Raw genomic sequence first — 17,013 nt, 5'->3', positions numbered from 1 at the left:
GCGTGGTGGCCGGCGGTCAGGGAGTGGGGTGGGGTGGGTCCTGCGGGTCGGCCTCGGGCGGACGGATGAGGGTTTCGGTGCCGTCGTCCCAGCGCCACGGCACGCGGCGCCCGCGCAGGTGCACCCCGCCGATCCACCGGTCGATGCCGTTGAGCGTCACGTGGTCCGCCGCCCCGGCGAGCACCCGTGCCCCGGTGCCGGTCAGCCGCAGGCCGGTGCCGCGATCGACCCGACGGTCCGCCGGCTCGATGCTCAGCAGCGGGACGGGGGCGCTCGCCATCCGGTCCATCATCGCGAAGGACGAGGTGTCTCCCAGGTACGGGCGCGTCTCCCGGGCCCCGGCGCGGACGAACGCCGTCTCGGCCGAGGTCGCGCCGTCGGCGACGGCGGCCAGGATCCGCCGCTCGGTCAGCGACAACCCGTCCCTGGTCGCCGGGTACTCCCGGCTGAGCCGGTCGAACGCCTCGCCCAGGAACCGCAGCTCACCCGAGCGGCTGCCGGCCACGGCACGCAGCCCGTCCGGGGTCGGCGCCCGGAAGGCGGCCCAGGCGTCGGTGGCGAGCCGGAGCGCGGCGGGGGTCAGCCGGGCGCACGCGTTCGTGGCGGGCAGCTCGCGCAACTGCTCGGCAGTCAGCTGGCCGAGGCCGCCGAAGCGGGCGATGCCGGGGTGCTCGCCGATGCAGATCAGGGTGATACGCCGCGCCGGCACGCCGAGTTCGGCCAGGCGGGCGAGGATCTGGATGATCTGCAGCTGGTCGTACAGGTCCGCCTCGAACCACAGGACGTACTCGCCGTCGCGGTTGGCCTCCAGGGTGCGGTCCCGTTCGGCGAACATGGCGGCGCTCTCCGCGCGGTCGGCCACGCCTGCCCCGGCCAGGAAGCCGACCCTGATCCGGCGGAGCTCCTCGGGCCCAACTGCGGGCACCGGCCCCTCGTGCAGGACGTCACGCCAGTAGAGCACGCGTTCCGCGAGCCCGGTCCCGGCCAGGTCCGTGGCATCGCCGTTGCTCACGTGCAGGGCCGCCGCCATCTCGGCCGCGGCGGGGGTGGCGGCGGCCGTGCCCGGCTCGTCGGCGAGGAGGCGGCTGCGGGCGGTCGCGTACGACTCGCCGGTCTTGGCCATCCGGGCGCGCACGCGCCGCTTGAAGTCGGCTCGCTTGGTCATCATCGTCTCCCGCGGCCCGCCCGCGATCCCCCAGCGACCGATGCGGTGGGCGCACGATCGGCAACGAAGCCCCGGCCGGGAGGTGGACCTCCCTTTGCCTCCTGGAGTGACCCGGCTGGGGCGGATCGCCGGAGGTTGGGCGCGGACGGACGCCGTGCACCAGCGTACCCGGCGGGCGGGCGGGCGACCCGGCAAGCTCTCCTCGCGGGTTCGTGTCCGGGGTTCGGGGGCAGCGAAAAGCGATGGGAATTGTCGGTGCCCGGTGATAGAAAGCAGGTTCGAAGTTTCACCTAGCACCTGGCTCGGGGGGGCTGGTTCTGTGACCACCGGCACTACAGAGTTCACCGTTTCCGGTCCGGGCTACGACCGGCGAGGGCCGGTGCGCTGGCTCTGGTCCCACCTGCGCCGACATCCCCTGCACCTGGCCGGGTTCCTCGGCGGATCGCTGGTCATGGTGGCGCTCAACGGCATGGTTCCCCAGCTCACCGGTGACGCCTTCGACGCCGTGCTGGGCGTGCGGGGTGAGCCGCTGGACGCGCTCGGGCTGATCGCGTGGGCGTTGCTCGCCATCGTGACGGCCAGGGGGCTGTTCGACCTGGTCGCGCGGCTGTCGAGCGAGGTGCTGGCCAAGCGGCTGGAGCGGGACGCCCGCGACGAGCTCTACGTGAGCCTGCTGGGCAAGAGCCAGACCTTCCACAGCCGGCAGCGGGTCGGGGACCTGATGGCCAGGGCCGCCAACGACATCCGGCAACTGTCCGTCATGGTCACACCGGGTGCCGACCTGATCGTGGACTCGGGTTTCCAGGGGCTGGTGGGGCTGGCCTTCATCGCGATGCTCGATCCGCGGCTGCTGCTGGTGCCGGGGGTGTTCTCGGTGGTGTTCGCGTTCGCGCTCTGGCACTACATGAGGCAGCTCAACCCGGTGTCGACGCGGATGCGGGAGCAGTTCGGCGATCTCAACGCGGGGCTCAACCAGGCGGTGCGCGGCATCGAGGTGATCAAGGTGACCGCGCAGGAGGAGCAGGAGCGGGGCCGGTTCCGGGCCGACGCGCGCCGCTACCGCGACTCGTTCGTACGCAATGGGCTGGTCCAGGCCCGTTACCTGCCTACCTTGCTGTTCGCGTTCGCGATGGCGGGGGCGTTGTGGCACGGCCTGGCCCTCCAGGCCGCCGGGGAGATCACCGTCGGGCAGCTGGTGGCGTTCATGGGGCTCATGGGCATGCTCGCCTTCCCGACGCAGATCTCGATCTTCACGTTCTCCCTGGTCCAGATCGGCATCGTGTCCTCCCGCCGCATCCTGGGCATCATCAACTCCGAGAGCGAGATCGAGCAGCGGCCGGACGGGCACGCCGCGCCGATCAGCGGGGAGATCGTCTTCGAGGACGTGACGTTCGGCTACGCCGACGACGGGGAGCCGGCGCTGCGCGGGGTGACGTTCACCGTGCGGCCGGGAGAGACGGTGGCGATCGTCGGGGAGACCGGGTCGGGCAAGAGCACGCTGACGAAGCTGGTCCCCCGGATCTACGACGTGACCGCGGGCCGGATCCTCGTCGACGGCGTGGATGTACGCGACTGGGACCTCGACTCGCTGCGGTCCCAGATCTCCACCATCGAGCAGGACATCGTGCTGTTCTCCCGGTCCGTGGCCGAGAACATCGCCTTCGGCCTCGGCCAGCGGGCCGATCAGGAGGCCGTGGTCAGGGCGGCGGAGGACGCCCAGGCCGCCGAGTTCGTCAGCGAGCTGGACGAGGGATACGACACCGTCATCGGCGAGCGCGGCGTCACGCTCTCGGGCGGGCAGCGGCAGCGGCTGGCCATCGCGCGGGCGTTGCTGACCGACCCGGCGATCCTCATCCTCGACGACTCGACCAGCGCGATCGACTCCGCGACCGAGGACAAAATCCAGCAGGCGATCGGGCGCATCCTGGAGGGGCGTACCACACTGCTGATCACCCACCGCCTCTCCCAGATCCGGTGGGCGGACAAGGTCCTGCTGCTCCGCCGGGGCGAGGTGGCCGACTTCGGCACGCATGACGAGCTGATCGCGCGCAGCCGCCTCTACCGGCGGGTCTTCGCCCACTACGACGAGGTCGACATGGGCGACGAGCGGCCGGTCCTGGCCGGGGAGCAGGGAGGGGCTCGCTGATGGGCTTCATCATGGACGGCCTGGACGCCGAAGACTACGACCGCACCTACGGCGATCGTGACCTGCTGCGCCGGATCATGTCATACTTCCGGCCCAAACTGGGCACGATGCTCCTGGTCGCGGCCATGATCGTGCTCAACTCCGCGGCCCAGGCGGCCATCCCGCTGCTGGTCAGTGAAGGCGTGGACGCGATCGCCGACGGCACCATCGCCGCGGTGGGCTGGCAGCTCGCGGTGGCGATCCTGCTCGCCGGCGCGCTCTCCTGGGTGTTCAACTTCGTCCGGCAGTGGAACAGCGCGCGGGTCACCGGCGACATCGTGCTGCGGCTGCGCGAAGACGCGTTCGACGCGGTGCTGGCGCGGGACCTGTCGTTCTACGACGAGACGCCGTCCGGCAAGATCGTCAGCCGGGTGACGTCCGACACCGACGACTTCGCCACCGTGTCCACGTTGACCATGGACCTGATCAGCCAGGTGCTGATGGTGGGCTTCGTCACGGTCCTGCTGTTCATGCGCAGCGTCGAGCTGGCCCTGCTGACGCTGCTCGTGGTGCCGATCGTGGTGGGCATCGCGCTGCTCTTCCGGCGGGTGGCCAGGATCAGCACCCGCCGGGCGCAGCGCTCGCTGAGCCGGGTCAACGCCAACCTGCAGGAGACCATGGGCGGCATCGCGGTGGCGAAGAACTTCCGCCAGGAGCGGCAGGTCTACGACGAGTTCCGGCCCATCAACCGGCAGAGCTACCAGGTGACGCTCCGGCAGGGGTTCGTCTTCTCCAGCATCTTCCCCGTGCTGTTCCTGGTGGCGGGGCTCGCCACGGTGGGGCTGGTGCAACTGGGCGGCACGACCGTGCTCGCGGGCGGCCTGTCGGCGGGTGACTGGTACCTGTTCCTCCAGGGCGTGGCCCTCTTCTGGTTCCCGCTGACGTCCATCGCCGCCTTCTGGTCTCAGTTCCAGCAGGGCCTGTCCGCCTCCGAGCGCGTGTTCGCCCTGATCGACGCGCCGCCCCGGGTGGTGCAGACCGACGCGCGGCCGGCGGGGAAGCTGGCGGGCCGCATCGAGTTCCAGGGCGTCACGTTCGGCTACGACCCCGCCCAGCCGGTGTTGCGCGACTTCGACCTGCTCATCGAGGCCGGAGAGAGCGTGGCGCTGGTGGGCCACACCGGGGCCGGGAAATCGACGCTGAGCAAGCTGATCACGCGCTTCTACGAGTTCCAGGACGGGCGGCTGCTGATCGACGGCCAGGACATCCGCTCCCTCGACCTGGGCGGCTACCGCCGGCAGATCGGCGCGGTGCCGCAGATCCCGTTCCTGTTCAGCGGCACTGTCGCCGACAACATCCGCTACCCGAGACCGGACGCGAGCCCCGAGGAGGTGCAGGCGGCCGCGGCGGCGGTGGGCGGCGGCGACTGGATCGACGCCCTGCCGAACGGCCTGCGGACGGACGTGGGCGAGCACGGCCGGGCACTGTCCATGGGCCAGCGCCAGCTCGTGGCGCTGGCCCGGCTGCTGATCCAGGATCCGGCGATCGTGGTGCTGGACGAGGCCACGGCGAGCGTGGACCCGCTGACCGAGGCGCAGATCCAGGAGGGGCTCGACGTGGTGCTGGCCGGGCGGACCTCGATCGTCATCGCGCACCGGCTGTCCACGATCGAGCACGTCGACCGGATCATCGTGCTGGATCACGGGCGGATCGTGGAGGAAGGCGACCACGCGACGCTGCTGGCGCGCGGGGGGCGCTATTGCGAGGTCTACAACACCTACTTCCGCCACCAGTCCCCCAACTACCGAGCGGGCACCGGGTTCGTCTCCGTCACCTCGCCCGACGAGTGAGGGCCTGCCTCGGGGGTCGGGTTCGGGCGGAGTGGTCTCCGGTGCCCGCGCTTCACGGCTGGATGTGGGCTTTCATGGGCTGCCAGGGCGAGGTGTCGAACACCAGGAGGATCGAGGCGATCTTGCCGTCGCTCAGGCGGAAGTGCTCGGCCGTGCGCTGCGTTCCGGCCGGTGTCGCGGTGTGCACGTCGTAGACGAGCGTCGCCTCGGTCTCGCCGTACAACTCGCTGATGAGCTCGACGCCGGTCACGATCGACACGAACCCCGGCAGTGTCGCCAGGTGTCCTTCCGGGTCGTCGGAGGTGATGAACGGGCTCTGGAAGCGAAAGGGTCGTCCCAGATGGCTGGCAGCCGCGGCCACGTCACCCCTGAAACGGGCTTCGTGATATCCGCGCACGGCGTGGCGAGTTCGGTCCTGAGATGCGGTGGTCATGGTCGGCGTCCGATCTGTTGCGGGGGCGTCGTGGTGATGACAGGGGTCCGGCCTGGCGCGAGAGGCGCGATGGTCACGGCTGGGAGCTGGCCTGGTCGCGGGAGGTTGTGATGGTCACGGCTGGGAGCCGGCCTGGTTTGGGGGCGCGATGGTCACGGCTGGGAGCTGGCCTGGCGCGGAAGATGTGGTGGTCACAGCTGGGAGCCAGTCCGGTTCGGGGGCGTGATGGTCACGGCTGGGTCGGCCTGGCGCAGGTGGTCGGCGATGCGGCGCTGGTTGGTGGCCAGTCGTAGGCAGAGGTCACGGAAGACGGCCAGGTCGTCGGGTGTGAACCCGTGGAACATGGCCCGCATGGCGCGCCGGGACGGCTCGCGGAAGGCGGCGATCCAGTCCCGCCCGGCGGGCGTGATCTCGGCCAGGACCGAGCGCCGATCGCTCGAATCGGGGACCCGGCGCACCAGCCCGTCGCGTTCCAGGGTGTCCACCAGGCCGGTGACGTTACGGGAGCTGACCCCGGCGGCCCTGGCCAGGTCACCGATGCTGATCCCCTGGTCGCCGGTGCTGAGCCGGAGCAGCAGGTCCAGCGCGCCCGCGCTGACCCCTCTGCCCTCGGAGCCGTGGGCCCGCATGCGCTCGACCGCGTGGTAGGCGGTGCGGACGGCGGCACCCGCTTCGAAGGCGAGCAGGTCGGCATCGACATCGCCGTCACTATCGGTGAACTGGTTCATCGCGGCCCGGACCCGGGGGTCGTAGAGCAGGCCGCCTGAGTCACGCATCAAATTATGTACGTCATTCATAGTAATAAAGAAGATTAGTACCAGCTTCTCGATTTTGGCAATGGCCACCAGAGCGGGCGAAGTGACGCCCCGGAGTGGGGGGCGCGGGGGTGGTCGCGGGGGTGGGCGCGGGGGTGGTCGCGGTGGTCCCTCGCCGGCACCGAAGTGGAGGTTCGCTGAACGTGGTGGCGACGGCGCTGAGGAATGGGAATCCCGGCCTGCTGGAAAGGCAGGTGGGCCTGGGGAGCGGATGGGTGGGGCGAAAGGGCGGGTGGGTGGGGCCGGGGAGGGGGTGGGTGGGGCGGTGTAGTCTCCCCTCGCCTGTCGGCGTAGGTTCTGGGGTGCGGCTTGGCGCGGGGGGCGTCAGGGGCGGGGGCGCGACGGCTTCCGTGTGGTGCCGGGGAGCGAGGAGGATGGACTCGGATGGGCTTGGACGTCGAGAGTCGGCCGTCCGACTCGCCGTACATCGAGCGGGTTTGGCGTAGCCGCAGCCAGGGTGTCGATCAGATGACGGCGGTCGCAGCGTCGCATTGGGATCTGGTCTTCTGGGAGCACCGCGGCCGGGTCAGCGTGGCGGTCGTAGGGCCCGAGACGAGGGCCGGCCATGCTCCGGTCCCCGAAGAGTCCACATTTTTCGGGATCAGCTTCTCGCTCGGCACCTCGATGCCGCATCTCCCGGCCAACCGGCTCGTGGACGGCATCGCGGAGATTCCCGACGCGACGCGGAGGTCGTTCTGGCTGAAAGGATCGGCTTGGGATCTTCCCAGCTATGACAACGCTGAGGCGTTCGTCGCGCGGATGGTGCGCGAGGAGGTCCTGGCCCTCGATCGGGTCGTCGCCGCGGTGGTGCGGGGCGCGACGCCGGATGTGTCGGAACGTACGCTCCAGCGGCGTTTCGTGGCGGCCACCGGACTCACCCGCGGTGCCATCCGGCAGATCGACCGTGCTCGCCAGGCGGCGATCCTGATCCGGGAGGGGACGCCGGTCCACGACGTGATCCACCTGCTCGGCTACTTCGACCAACCGCACCTGGCCCGGTCGCTGACCCGTTACGTCGGGCGTACGGCCACGCAGTTGCTCGATCGGGATGCGCAGAAGCCGCCGCTGTCGCTCCTGTACAAGTCCTGAGCCGCTCCCCCCGGTTGGGTGCCGCCGAATGTGACGGCGCCTCCATGGAAGGCGCGTCCGTGGGAAGGCCCTTCCGTCGGAGCCCCCTCCGTGGGAGGCCCCCGAGGGAGACGCGTCCGTGGAAGGCTTCCTCCGTGAAAGGCCACGTCCATAGAAGGCCCTTCCGCCGGAGGCCCCTCCGTGGAAGGTCCCTCCGTGGGAGATGCGTCCGTGGACGGCCCCCTCCGGAAGAGACGGTCCATGGGAGGCCCCTCCGTCGAGACGTGTCCGTGGAGGCCCCTCCGTGAGAGGCCACGTCCGTGGGAGACGCGTCCGTGAGAGGCCACGTCCGCGGGAGACACGTCCGCGGGAGACACGTCCGCGGGAGACGCGTCCGTGGAAGGTCTCCTTCCTGAGAGGTCCTTCCCTCGGGGACGCGTCCGTGGAAGGCCCCTCCTTGGGAGACCCGCCCGCGGAAGGCCCCCTCCTTGGGAGATGCGTCCGTGGGAGGTCCTCCGTGAGGGGCCACGTCCATGGAAGGCTCCTCTGTGGAGGCGTGGATGCGGGTGTCGTGGGGGTGTTCTGCTGAAGAAAAGCGTTCGCTGCCGGGAAATCCGGCAGCGAACGTCGGCGACCGCCTCACTTCAGGGCCAACGGTCGAAAGCTCGGGGGGCCTGGAAATCGGGTAAGGGATCGGGCCGTCGGTGGGCGGCGGGAAGGGCCGGCGGTCAGGGCCGGCTTGGGATGGTGGGTCGGGCGGCGGGCTTGGCTGGGGGTGGGATGTCGGCGCCTGCGCTGCCGCCGCAAGGGCCGTAGGTGCTCCAGTCGGGGTCGACGTTGCTGCAGGCGCCGGCCGCCTTCTGTGCCTTCACCATGTCGGCCACGTCGGCGAGCAGCTTCTTGGCGTCGTAGACGACGCCGTTGCGGATCGTCCACTGCACGCCGCCGATGCGCCTGACGTCGCCGGTCGTGGCGTCCAGCCGGGTGGCGCCGGTGCCGTAGAGGACCTTGAGGTCCTCCAGCGGGTTGTACGGGACCACGGCGAGGTCGGCGTACATACCGGGTCTGACGGTGCCGTACTCGGGGCGTTCGCCGCGCGGGTCGGCGAGGGCCTGGGCGACATTTCCGGACATGGCCTCGATGGCCTCCAGCGCGCTGAGCCCCGCCTCCCGGAGCATCTCCAACTCCGTGATGTTGGCGAAACCGTACAGGTTGTAGATGAAGCCCGGGTCGGTGCCGCCCAGGATGCGCCCGCCCATCTCCTTGTAGTCGTGGATCAGCTGGAAGTACTGCTGGTAGAAGCGCTTCCAGCTGGCCTCGTCCTCGCTGGTCCAGTCGTAGTAGAACGACCCGTGCGCCTGCGGGCTCGGCTCCCAGAAGTCCCAGATGGTGGGCAGCGCGAAGCGCGGATGCCAGTCGAGCCCGCGCACCCTGGCCAGGTCGCGCCCGGCCAGGTAGACCCCGAAGGTGGGGCCGAAGTTGACCTTGTTCTCCAGCTGCTCCTCCAGGTACGCCCGCCACTGCGGCGATCCCGGCGGGTAGGTGTAGTCGATCACCGTGGCGACGCCACGCCAGCGGGCGGCCTCGTTACTGTAGTCGTAGCCCGGCGGCTTGGGATGCTCGCGGCCCTCCTTGAGCAGCGACTCGAAGTGGCCGTAGAAGTGGGTGACCGTGCCGAGCCCGAGCCTGCCGGACTCGACCGCGTTGAGCTGCTTGTAGATCGGCGGCGAGTGGTGCATGGTCGTGCCGAGCTCCCGCTTGCGGGCCTCGGCGATCATGACCTCGATCTCCGGCCGGCCGTACACCCGGTCGCCGAAGAACTTGATGCCATCCACCCCGTTCGCGGCCGCCCAGGAGACCCAGGCGGCGGCCTTCTCCGGGGAGTCGACCTGGCCGCCGTCCCAGCCGCTGCCCGGGGTCTGGTAGTTCACGATGCGCGGCGCGACGATCTCGTTGCGCTCGCCGGCCTCCCTGTCGCGTACGGCGTCGGCGTTCGCCGCCAGGGTCACTCCGCGGACCGTGGTGACCCCGTGGGCCAGCCACAGCTTGTAGGCGTAGGTGCGGGGGGTGTTGCCGGTGCCGGTATGGGTGTGCTCGTCCACCAGGCCCGGCATGACCCACATGCCGGTGGCGTCGATCTCGTGGTCGGCGTCGTGCGGCTTGCGGCGCCTGGGGGCGTTCGGGTCGATCCGGATGATCTCGTCGATGCGGTTGCGCTTGACGACGATGTCGACGGGGCCAACGACCTCGCCCCCGGCGCCGACGATCACGTTGACCCCGCGGATCACGAGCTTCCTGAAGGGGCCCTTGCCCTCGTTCTTGCCGCGGGGCGGGGTGGGGTCGGCGGCGGTCAGGACGTCGGCGTTGGCGGCAGAGGGGGTAAGGGCGATCAGGCCGGCCGTCAGGCCGGCGGTCTGCAGGAGGGTGCGCCTGTCGAGGGACACGCCTTACTCCTCACGTACGTGGAGGTTTACCCCGAAATAATCTTCCGTTGCGGCCCGTCCGTAAAGATCAAAGCCGGACTCCGCCATCCGCGCCCGGCGCGACGTGGCCCATGACGCCCGCTGACGATCGGGGCACAGCGGGTGTCCGTAAAGTATTCACCGTCCCTTTGACGCCAGCTTATTGTCATTAGTCAGAGGTGGCGGTGATCATTGCGGTGTCCGTCGCACCGCCCGCAAGGAGGCTTCGTGCCCACTCCCCACCGCCCCGGACCGTCCTGGCCGGCCCGGCTCACCGTCGTCCTCACCGCCGTCGTCTCCCTCATCGGCCTGGTCGGCATCGTCCCGGCCAACGCCGCGGTCTACAGCTCCTGCACCATCTCCCGCTGCGCCGACGCCCGCTCCGCCAGGGCGACCTGGTCGTCCAAGGGCTACCCCACCTCCGCCGGCTGGTACTCCTGGCCCGACGGCCGCTACAACTACACCGGCGGACGCTTCTACAACCGCGAGGGCCAGCTCCCCAGCGGTGCCACCTACTATGAGTACGACGTCTACTCCCGGGCGCGCGGCGCCGCGCGTGACGCCTACCGGATCGTCGTCAACCGCAGCACCGGCGTGACGTGGTTCTCGCCGAACCACTACACCGACTTCTACCGCCTCTAGGATCCCGATGACCGCCGCCGCACGTCCGCTGCCGCCCTGGTTGACGGTGTCCACCGGCCCGGCGCCCGCGGTGCTGGACGGGCGGGCCTGCCGGACCCGCGCCGCCTTCTTCGAGGAGGTGGCGCGGGTTCTGCGCCTTCCCGGTTACTTCGGCCGCAACTGGGACGCGCTCACCGACTCCCTGCGCGACGTCGGACCCGTCGCCCTGGCCGTGACGCACGCCGAGGACCTGCTCGCCGAGGAGCCCCCCGAGCAGCTCACCGTGCTGCTGGACATCCTCGCCGGCAACGCCGCGTCCGGGCTCACCGTGACCCTGTGCACCGACCCCGCCCACGAGGAGCACCTGCGGCGGCGGACCACCGCCGCGCTGCCCTGACGGGCCACCGCCCTGGACAAGCCGCCGCGCTGCCCTGACGGGCCACTGCCCTGGACAAGCTGTCGCCGACGTGATCTGACGGAAGGAGGAGCGCCGACGATCAGGAACAGGAGCATCAGGACATGAGTGTCACACCGCGACTGCACACCGCCGGCACCGCCATGCTGGACCGGGCCCGCGGCCTGCGCCCGCTGATCGAGCGCGAGGCGGCCGCGGCCGAGGCGCAGGGCAGGCTCACCACCCCCGTCGTGGACGCCCTGCACGAAGCAGGTCTCTTCGATATCTGGGTGCCGGCGCCGCTCGGGGGCGCCGAGCTGTCCCCCAGGGAACTACTCGACGTCTTCGAGGAGCTCTCCTACGCCGACCCCTCGACGGGCTGGGTGGTCATGGCCACCACCCTGGAGAACGGCACCGCCGGCGCCTACCTGGGCGACGACGCCGTCGAGCGGATCTTCAGGGGCCCGCGTACGCCGCTCATCGCGGGTCAGGGCACCCGGCCGGGCACCGCCGTACGCGAGGACGGCGGCTTCCGCCTCAGCGGACAGTGGAGCTTCGCCTCAGGCATGCCACACGCCCAGTACGCGCACAGCCTCGCCACTGTCGAGGGCACCGTCGAGGGCACCGACGAGGCCCGGATCTTCATCACCCCGATCGAGGACGTCGAGATGCTCGGCAACTGGGACGTCCTCGGCCTGCGCGCGACCGGCAGCATCGACTACGCGATCCACGGGGTCTTCGTACCGGAGTCGTGGACGCATGTCGCCACCGAGGACGAGCCGCTGCGCGGCGGCGCCGTCTACCGGCTCGGCGTGCTCGACCAGTCGCTGATCTGCCACTCCGGCTGGGCGCTGGGCGTCGGCCGCCGGCTGCTCGACGAGCTGGTCCGGTACGCCGGGGCGCGGGCCGGGCGGCCCGGCCAGATCGCCGACAGCGACGCCTTCCACACCGACTTCGCCCGCGCCGAGGCCGGGTTCCGTGCGGCCAGGGCACTGGTGCACCAGACGTGGGCCGACACGGAACGCACCCTGGACTCCGGTCGCCACCTCGACGTACGCGAGGAGACGATGGTGCGGCTCGCGCTCAACCACATCACCTGGACGGCCGCCGAGGTGGCCCGGTTCGTCTACGCCTCGGGCGGCACCTCGGCGCTGCGCGACGGGCTGATCCAGCGGCTGTTCAGGGACGTCCACGCGGGCACCGCGCACATCAGCTCGGGCCCGCGGTTGCTCAAGGAGTGCGGCCGTGAGCTGGCCGGCCTGGCCCAGGGACAGTCCTGGGCGCTCTTCGCCCTTGAGTAGCCGGCAAAGGCCACCGCCTTCACAACGCGAATGTCCGCCGGTCGTCAGTCGGTGCCGGACTCCATCGCGGCGAGGTCGAGCAGCTCGTCGTCCTCCTGGGCCTCGCCCCGGGAGGCGATGGCCTCCGCCCCGCCCTCGGGCATCTCACCGATCAGCCCGGTCGGGGCCGCCTGCGGGACCAGCATCGGGTGCGGGCTGCCGACCAGGCCGAGCCCGACGTACTGCTCCAGCTTGGCGCGCGAGTCGGCGATGTCGAGGTTGCGCATGGTGAGCTGGCCGATGCGGTCGACCGGCCCGAAGGCCGAGTCCTCGGTCCGCTCCATGGAGAGCTTGTCCGGGTGGTAGCTGAAGGCCGGGCCGGTGGTGTCCAGGATCGAGTAGTCCTCGCCGCGCCGCAGTCGCAGCGTCACCTCGCCGGTGACCGCCGTGCCGACCCAGCGCTGCAGCGACTCGCGCAGCATCAGCGCCTGCGGGTCCAGCCAGCGGCCCTCGTAGAGCAGCCTGCCGAGGCGCCGCCCCTCGTTGTGGTAGGCGGCCAGGGTGTCCTCGTTGTGGATCGCGTTGATCAGCCGCTCGTATGCCGCGTGCAGCAGCGCCATCCCCGGAGCCTCGTAGATGCCCCGGCTCTTGGCCTCGATGACCCGGTTTTCGATCTGGTCGGACATGCCCATGCCGTGCCGCCCGCCGATGGCGTTGGCCTCCAGCACCAGATCGACGGCGGAGGCGAACTCCTTGCCGTTGATCGTCACCGGCCGCCCCTGCTCGAAGCCGATCGTGACGTCCTCGGTGGCTATCTCGACGGCGGGGTCCCAGAACCGCACGCCCATGATCGGCTCAACGGTCTCGATGCCCGCGTCGAGGTGCTCCAGCGCCTTGGCCTCGTGGGTGGCGCCCCAGATGTTCGCGTCGGTAGAGTAGGCCTTCTCCGTGCTGTCCCGGTAGGGCAGGCCGTGGGCGACCAGCCACTCCGACATCTCCTTGCGCCCGCCGAGCTCGCTGACGAAGTCGGCGTCCAGCCACGGCTTGTAGATCCGCAGGGCGGGGTTGGCGAGCAGGCCGTAGCGGTAGAACCGCTCGATGTCGTTGCCCTTGAAGGTGGAGCCGTCGCCCCAGATCTGCACGTCGTCCTCGAGCATCGCGCGGACCAGCAGGGTGCCCGTGACGGCCCGCCCGAGCGGGGTGGTGTTGAAGTAGCCGCGACCGGCGGAGCGGATGTGGAACGCGCCGCACGCCAGGGCCGCGAGCCCCTCCTCCACGAGGGCGGCCCGGCAGTCGACCAGCCGGGCGACCTCCGCGCCGTACGCCGAGGCGCGACCGGGCACGGAGCCGATGTCGGGCTCGTCGTACTGGCCGATGTCGGCGGTGTAGGTGCACGGCACGGCACCCTTCTCGCGCATCCACGCGACCGCGACCGAGGTGTCTAGGCCGCCGGAGAAGGCGATCCCGACACGTTCGCCGACAGGAAGAGAGCTGAGTACTTTGGACACGAGCAGAAGTATATACACAAGAGTGCATGACCATGCAACGGGTACGATCGCTGACCAGTGCCGCCGTGACCTCCCCGCTACCCGCATATCCGCTGGTGAAGGCCCTGATCGAAGTATTCGGTAGATCCGCTCGCGGTGATTCGTGACCGCCGCCCGGGCGGGGCGGCGGTCACGGGTCACGGTGGGTGGCGGGTCAGCGGGGAAGCCTGGCCTTGGCGGCCGCGGTGACGACCGCGACCTTCTGCGCCCTGGTCATCAGGCCGGCCGCGACCCACTCGTCCGCCGTATGGCCGACCGTGGAGACGAAGCGGCCCTGGTCCTTGAAGGGCGCCCGGGCCCAGACCGCGTCGAGGAACGACACCGAGTCCGGGCGCGCGGTGTTCGGCACGCCGGAGTCGATCCGGCCGAAGACGATGGTCGGCTCGACCCGGTGGAAGTAGGCGTGGTAACGGTCGGTGTTGTTGATGTAGAGGGGGACCAGCGGCAGGCCACCCGCGGTGAAGGTCATGGGGGCTGTCTGGGTGACGGCCCGCGTGAGGTCGCCGGACAGGGTGAAGTCCTTGTAGAAGGAGAACTCGCGGAAGGTGGTCTCGTCGCTCTTGGCGACCATCGGCACGGGGCCGTAGGCGATGCTCTGGGTGGTGGGGATGTCCAGGGCCTTCTCGATGCGCAGGGTGAACGGCATCGTGATCTTGATCGTGTCGCCGCGCCGCCACTGCCGGTTGATCGTCACGTACTCGCCGGGCCTGGCGTCGAGCCGCTGTTCGTCCCCGTTGACCCGGACCGTGAAGCCCTTCTCCACCCAGTACGGCACCCGCAGCTTCACGGCCAGCCGGCCCTTGCCCTGCACCGTCAGGGTCGTCACTCCCGCGGGGTCGGCCGGGTAGTTCGTGGACTGCTTGATCACGAAGCCCTTCTCCGCCCAGTTGAGCTCCGAGGCGAGGTAGAGGTTCACGTAGAGGGTCGAGTCGTCCACCGACCGGAAGTAGATCGAGTCCTGGAACTTGGTGTGGCTCTCCAGGCCGGTGCCCCCACAGCAGGTGCCGAGGTTGCCGTAGCTCCGCGAGGCGCCCGGCCGCATCGGGATGAAGTAGGTCAGCAGCGGGTTCGTGGCGCTGTCGGCGTGCTGGCGGGAGGCGAGGATCTGGCCGTAGAGGGCCCGCTCGTAGTACTGCATGTACTTCGGGTTCGCGGTGTGGAAGAACAGGGCCCGGCTCAGCTTGAGCATGTTGTAGTTGCAGCAGGTCTCGGCGTTGTTGGTGCCCAGGGTGCCGACGATGACGCCACGCTCGCCGAACAGCTCGCCGTTGTCGGTCGGGCCGGCCAGCCCGCCGTCGGTGAAGATCCGGTACGGCACCACCATGTCCCAGAAGTTCACGGCGGCGTTGTAGTAGTGGCGTTCCTGGTTGCGCTCGTAGATGGACAGGTAGCCGATGAACTGGGGGATGTGCTGGTTGGCGTGTTTGCTGTTGAGCTTGTCCTGGTTGGGGGCGGTGGCCGTGAGGAGGGTGGTGTTGTCGAAGCACTTGGCCGTCGCGAGGTATTCCGGTTTGCCGGTGAGGGCGTGGAGGTCGGCCATCACCGCGTTCATGCCGTTGTACTCGCCGGCGATGTAGATGCCCCACATGCGGTCGAGCTGGGCCCGGGGCAGGTGACCGAGCCTGCTGTGCACCCAGTCGCCCATCTTCAGCACGATGTCGAGCGCCTGCTGGTTACCGGCGTGCTGGTAGGCGTCGAGCAGCCCTCTCATGATCATGTGGCAGGTGTAGTAGGGCGCCCAGATGGGGGGGTTTTTAAACTCGGGCCGGGGGCGCCGGTCGGCTCGGAGACCAGCCGGGCGTCCGCCGCCCGGCCCGAGGAGTCGCCCGCGCTCTCCCCGCTCTCCTCGTCGAAGCGGTACCACGCGACGTTCCCGCCGCCGAGCCCGCCGTCCGCGCTGGTGGTCAGGGCCGTGATCTCCGCCTGGCTCAGCGCCCGGTCGTAGATCTGGAGCTCGTCCACCGAGGCCCTCAGGTACGCGTCGCCGTACTGCGACTTGCCGATCCAGTTGTTGGCGGTCGAGCCGAGGCTGGACGGCCGGAGGGTCATGGCGGTGTTCGTGCCCACCGGCGCGCCGTTGACGTAGATCGTCCCGGTGCCGCCCGAGAGGGTGACCGCGACGTGGCTCCACTGGTTCGCGGGCAGCTGGCCGGTGGCGTTGACGCGCTGCTCGCCGTTGCCGCCGCTGGTGGTGATGGCGAACCGTGGCCCCGAGCCCGCGCTGATGGCCAGGAACATGTTGCGGGTGGTGTTGGCGCCGAAGTCGAAGATCCTGGACCAGGTGGTGATCGCCGCCGGGTTCACCCAGATGGCGATGGTGAAGTCGTCCAGGCCGCTCACGATGCCGGCGGGCAGGGACACGTACTGGGGGCCGTCCAGCTTGGCCGCCCGGCCGAACCTGCCCTCCACCCGGGCCACGGGCTTGGGCGGCGGCGCGGGCTCCCCCACCCTGGCGGCCAGCGCGTCCTGGCACTGGCCCAGCGCGGTGACCATGTAGTCGACCTTGTCCTTGTAGAACGCGTCGCCGGAGCCCGCGTACGCCAGGGCGAGGGCGCTGAGGAAGTGCCCGCTGTAGTGGCCGCGCAGGTTGCCGGTCGCGTCGTCCCAGCCACCGGGCGGCTGGGCGCCCAGCGTGTCCAGCCCGGCGTTGGCCCGGAAGTTGGCCAGCATGCGGTCGGCCGGGTAGGCGCGCAGGAAGTTCAGCATCCGGTCACGGTTGGCGCTGAACAGGCTCTCGCCCAGCGTGACCTGGTCGTTGGCGAACGGCTTGACGATCCAGCTGCCGGGCGTCGGCGGGTCGTTCCGCTGCGGGGCCGCGGCCCGGGTCTCGGCCTGGGCCGGTCCGGTCGCGGCGGTGGCGGTCAGGGCCATCGCGGACGGGGTGGCGGCGGCTAAGGCCGCCAGTCGCAGCGCCTCGCGCCTGGGCATCATGTCGGTCATGGCATCGTCCTGTTCCTTGCTCGGGATGCGGGGTGTTCCGTGCTGAGGGGCAGCATGTTAGCGCTAACATTCAAGTCGTCGGACCGGCTGGCATGGTGTGTTCGCGCCGGATCAGTGCAGGTCGAAGGGCTGGGGAAACGATGGTCGGGGGCCGCGCGGCGCCCGTTCCGGCCGCCGCCGCCGAACGACCCGTGGCCACCGGGTGGTCGACGGCGTCGGCTGTTCTGCGCCCATATGTCGGGAGTGTTAACGATCTCATTGCAGCCGTCAAGAGGCTGAGAGTGACCACTCCCCCGCCCGGCGGCGGCGTGGA

Annotated in this window: 13 protein-coding genes; 6 read left to right on the top strand and 7 right to left on the bottom strand. The window is 70.2% G+C overall.

All coding sequences use genetic code 11. The annotated features are described in order from the left end of the window. Positions 1-16: 16 nt before the first annotated feature. Positions 17-1,165 (bottom strand): hypothetical protein, encoded by a 1,149-nt coding sequence (locus BLS95_RS02710; RefSeq protein ID WP_245764777.1) that lies wholly within the window; start codon positions 1,163-1,165, stop codon positions 17-19. Between the two features lie 319 nt (positions 1,166-1,484). On the opposite strand from BLS95_RS02710, the gene BLS95_RS02705 reads away from it, so the two are divergent. Then, positions 1,485-3,311: an ABC transporter ATP-binding protein gene (locus BLS95_RS02705; protein WP_245764776.1), complete on the top strand. Its 1,827-nt coding sequence runs from the start codon at positions 1,485-1,487 to the stop codon at positions 3,309-3,311. Further along, the gene (locus tag BLS95_RS02700) at positions 3,311-5,140 is read left to right on the top strand and encodes an ABC transporter ATP-binding protein (RefSeq protein WP_090928729.1); all 1,830 of its coding nucleotides are present in this window, start codon (positions 3,311-3,313) and stop codon (positions 5,138-5,140) included. The genes BLS95_RS02705 and BLS95_RS02700 overlap by 1 nt, the downstream gene beginning before the upstream one ends. Before the next feature lie 52 nt (positions 5,141-5,192). On the opposite strand, the gene BLS95_RS02695 is transcribed toward BLS95_RS02700, so the two are convergent. Both BLS95_RS02695 and BLS95_RS02690 read right to left on the bottom strand, forming a co-directional pair. Next, positions 5,193-5,501, bottom strand: a complete 309-nt coding sequence (locus BLS95_RS02695) for a hypothetical protein (RefSeq protein ID WP_218135556.1) — start codon at positions 5,499-5,501, stop codon at positions 5,193-5,195. Between the two features lie 263 nt (positions 5,502-5,764). After that, positions 5,765-6,349 carry a MarR family winged helix-turn-helix transcriptional regulator gene (locus tag BLS95_RS02690; protein ID WP_218135555.1) on the bottom strand — a complete coding sequence of 195 codons (585 nt, stop codon included), beginning with the start codon at positions 6,347-6,349 and terminating at the stop codon, positions 5,765-5,767. A gap of 507 nt (positions 6,350-6,856) precedes the next feature. Here BLS95_RS02690 and BLS95_RS02685 point away from each other — a divergent pair. Then, positions 6,857-7,477 carry a helix-turn-helix transcriptional regulator gene (locus tag BLS95_RS02685; RefSeq protein WP_218135554.1) on the top strand — a complete coding sequence of 207 codons (621 nt, stop codon included), beginning with the start codon at positions 6,857-6,859 and terminating at the stop codon, positions 7,475-7,477. 707 nt (positions 7,478-8,184) lie between these two features. Here BLS95_RS02685 and BLS95_RS02680 read toward each other — a convergent pair. Then, on the bottom strand, positions 8,185-9,900 hold the full coding sequence (locus BLS95_RS02680) for an amidohydrolase family protein (RefSeq protein ID WP_090928717.1): 1,716 nt from the start codon (positions 9,898-9,900) through the stop codon (positions 8,185-8,187). A gap of 246 nt (positions 9,901-10,146) precedes the next feature. Between BLS95_RS02680 and BLS95_RS02675 the strand changes: the two genes are divergently transcribed. The 3 genes from BLS95_RS02675 to BLS95_RS02665 all read left to right on the top strand — a co-directional run bounded on the left by BLS95_RS02675 (position 10,147) and on the right by BLS95_RS02665 (position 12,234). Continuing rightward, positions 10,147-10,560 (top strand): ribonuclease domain-containing protein, encoded by a 414-nt coding sequence (locus tag BLS95_RS02675; protein WP_090928715.1) that lies wholly within the window; start codon positions 10,147-10,149, stop codon positions 10,558-10,560. A 7-nt stretch (positions 10,561-10,567) separates the two neighbouring features. After that, positions 10,568-10,936, top strand: coding sequence for a barstar family protein (locus BLS95_RS02670; protein WP_090928712.1), 369 nt, complete (start codon positions 10,568-10,570; stop codon positions 10,934-10,936). 122 nt (positions 10,937-11,058) lie between these two features. Next, the gene (locus BLS95_RS02665) at positions 11,059-12,234 is read left to right on the top strand and encodes an acyl-CoA dehydrogenase family protein (RefSeq protein ID WP_090928711.1); all 1,176 of its coding nucleotides are present in this window, start codon (positions 11,059-11,061) and stop codon (positions 12,232-12,234) included. Positions 12,235-12,278: 44 nt separating this feature from the next. Here BLS95_RS02665 and argG read toward each other — a convergent pair whose 3' ends face one another. The 3 genes from argG to BLS95_RS02650 all read right to left on the bottom strand — a co-directional run bounded on the left by argG (position 12,279) and on the right by BLS95_RS02650 (position 16,700). Further along, a complete protein-coding gene (gene argG, locus BLS95_RS02660; RefSeq protein ID WP_090928708.1) occupies positions 12,279-13,721 on the bottom strand; it encodes an argininosuccinate synthase in 1,443 nt (480 codons plus the stop codon). Positions 13,722-13,914: 193 nt separating this feature from the next. Further along, entirely contained in the window at positions 13,915-15,477 is a 1,563-nt protein-coding gene (locus BLS95_RS02655; RefSeq protein ID WP_090928706.1) for a beta-L-arabinofuranosidase domain-containing protein, read from the bottom strand. Then, positions 15,474-16,700, bottom strand: coding sequence for a LamG domain-containing protein (locus BLS95_RS02650; protein ID WP_090928704.1), 1,227 nt, complete (start codon positions 16,698-16,700; stop codon positions 15,474-15,476). The genes BLS95_RS02655 and BLS95_RS02650 overlap by 4 nt, the downstream gene beginning before the upstream one ends. Between the last annotated feature and the right edge of the window lie 313 nt (positions 16,701-17,013).

Origin of the sequence: Nonomuraea jiangxiensis, assembly GCF_900099965.1 — a bacterium.
Classification (GTDB): Bacteria; Actinomycetota; Actinomycetes; order Streptosporangiales; family Streptosporangiaceae; genus Nonomuraea; species Nonomuraea jiangxiensis.
This window is presented reverse-complemented; position numbering and strand designations above follow the sequence as displayed.